Origin of the sequence: Shewanella sp. MM_2022_3 (assembly GCF_022557375.1) — a bacterium.
Lineage (GTDB): Bacteria > Pseudomonadota > Gammaproteobacteria > Enterobacterales > Shewanellaceae > Shewanella > Shewanella xiamenensis.
This window is the reverse complement of record NZ_JAKZGV010000099.1, coordinates 1-2619: the sequence shown is the minus strand read 5'-3', so window position 1 is coordinate 2619 and position 2619 is coordinate 1. Positions and strand designations below refer to the sequence as shown.

The following is a 2619-nucleotide window of genomic DNA, read 5'->3' as shown; positions in this document are numbered from 1 at the left end:
AAATGCTGCCCGAAGGGTTCGTCTGGCAAGCCCTTGCTCTTACTTTCTGTCATAAGAGCCGCTCGTCATTTGAGTAGAATAACTACACATCATTCCTCGTTTCGCGAGCACGTGCTTTCCAGAACGAACAAAATCTAATCTCGAAACGTCAACACGTCCTAATGTCACTCACGTTGCATAAGCAATGGAGCGACGTTAAACAAAAAATAAATGGGATAAACAAGGATGAAATTGAATATAGGATAGCGCCGTTTCCCTTAAAGTATCGCTTCCGTTTTTAACCAATTAAGCTAGTTCACTATCCTTTAGCCGCAGTTAAGCCGACTAAAATACCCTGGCGGGTGGCCAATCCAGTGCTTAAAGGATTGACGGAAATGGCTCACATCGCTGTAGCCTAAGGTCTCGGCAATCGCCTCAATATCTAGCTTGTTGGCTAAAATCAACTCGACCGCCCGTTGGCAGCGCACCTGATCAACGAGACGCTGATAACTCGATCCAAGCTGTGCAAGTTTACGCCGAAAACTGCGGTCGCTCATATGCAGCTGCGCCGCCATTTCATCTAAATGAAGTACATGGGGAAAATGTGCGCGGATCGCTATCAATACGGTTTCGATAAAGGAGGTGGTAAAAGCTGAAGGCGTTATCTCTGCAAATTTAGGGAAAGGATAGTTTATTGCAAGAGCAAGATAATTAAGGGAAATACTCCATTCGTAATATTCGCAATTAAACTGCACTTTCGCACCCGTTGCCTCCTCTAAAAAATGGCAGTCTCGACCTGACCCAACCAAATTAATTTGACTTAGCGTTATAGCCTCCCCAGTCAGCTCTCTGGCGAGCCCCAATAGTGACCCAATACTGTGTAAAAACTGAAATCCGTATTGTGCTTTATCAATACGACCCGTATTAAGCCAACGAATGCAAACACTGTCATCAGTTAGACGTACCAAAGAATCAGTAAAACTACCAACTAAACTCGGGTGATTAATCACAAACTGTAAGCAGGCCTGCAATGAGCTAAGTTGAGCAAGATGGGGCAACAATACATCTAAGCTACTCACCCGATAACTCAGCCCTAATTTAGTACCAATATCGGGATCTCCACCCTGTAAGCGTAAAAACTCCATCGCATATTCCACCTGCCAGACAAAGACAAACTGGCAATGATTAAGCTCAGTCCGGCCAACACCAATATGACCACAGACTTGCTGTAAGGCTTTTTCGCCTAACTGTGAGGCAATAAAGTCGAGAATATTACGCAGCTCAAATGCGGGATAGGTTTGATCGCCTACCATCAGGTTCGTCTTGTAATCGACGCGCTGTAACATGGAATATCCTTAATGTGATTTGTTCAGCTTTTAATTCCCTAGGTGATTAGTTGTATAAGATCTCGCTTATTTTGAATAGTCTTAAACCAAACTTAATGTTAAAAAAATGTATTATTTCATTTCGCGCCCAAACAAAACAAAAACGCCTGCATATTCGCAGGCGTTTTCATCTGTATTAAGTCAGTGCGTCGGCTTACATGGGACGATTTTTCTCAACTAATCGATTAAAAATCGCATTTACCGACAGGGACGCACCATGGGCGATTTTATCGGCTAGTTTCTTGCGCACCTGATAACGCAGCTTATACACGGTACGTTCGCCCGCTAACTGCATTAACACATCATCACTGGTTGAAATCGCATCGATAAGGCCTAATTCAATCGCCTGTTGACCGTACCAATGTTCACCAGTGGCCACCTTTGCTAAATCGAGCTGAGGACGATATTTGGTTACAAAAGCTTTAAACAGCTCATGGGTTTCTTCGAGCTCCTGTTGGAACTTCTGTCTGCCCTCGTCAGTATTTTCGCCAAAGATGGTCAAGGTGCGCTTAAAGTCACCGGCTGTGTGTTGCTCATAATCAATTTCGTGCTTTTTCAGCAAACGGTTGAAGTTAGGCAACTGAGCAACCACACCGATAGAACCCACGATAGCGAATGGCGCGGCATATATTTTATTGGCGACACAGGCCATCATATAACCACCACTGGCGGCAACTTTATCCACGCAAATCGTTAATGGGATCTCGGCCTGACGCAGACGATCGAGCTGGCTCGATGCCAATCCATAACCATGCACCATGCCACCGCCACTTTCGACATTGACAATAACTTCATCATCCTTTTCGGCGATGGTTAAAATCGCGCTGATTTCTTCGCGCAGAGAAGCCACTTCGGCGGCATCAATACTGCCTTTAAAATCAATGACAAAAACCTTGCCTTTGTGGTCTTCTTCGGCCGCTTTTTCCTTCGCCTTTTCGTCTGCTTTCAGCTGTTTTTCGTAGGCTTTAAACTGCTTCTTCGTCAGCAGTTCCTCCTTCAAACTGTGCTTTAGTTCTTCCAGTTCTTCTGAAAGGTTAGTGATCCTCAGTTCACCTTTATCCGATTTGTGCTTCACAGTGGACGCGAGGACGACAATAATCACAGCAACAATCGCAACAACAATAGTCACAGCTTTGGCCAAAAACATGCCATATTCGTATAGAAATTCCAAAGTACTCTCCGTTGGGACCTAAGGTGATCCGGTTTAATGCGCGCTATTCTAACAGCCTAAAGCGCCATAAAAAAACCCAGCAAA

At 44.6% G+C, this 2619-nt stretch carries 2 protein-coding genes; both read right to left on the bottom strand.

What is annotated here, in order from left to right; translation table 11 throughout:
- Window positions 1–305: 305 nt before the first annotated feature.
- Window positions 306–1325: an AraC family transcriptional regulator gene (locus MMG82_RS21200; RefSeq protein WP_172591080.1), complete on the bottom strand. Its 1020-nt coding sequence runs from the start codon at window positions 1323–1325 to the stop codon at window positions 306–308.
- Window positions 1326–1518: 193 nt separating this feature from the next.
- The gene (gene sohB / locus MMG82_RS21195; protein WP_047533845.1) at window positions 1519–2535 is read right to left on the bottom strand and encodes a protease SohB; all 1017 of its coding nucleotides are present in this window, start codon (window positions 2533–2535) and stop codon (window positions 1519–1521) included.
- Window positions 2536–2619 lie beyond the last annotated feature (84 nt).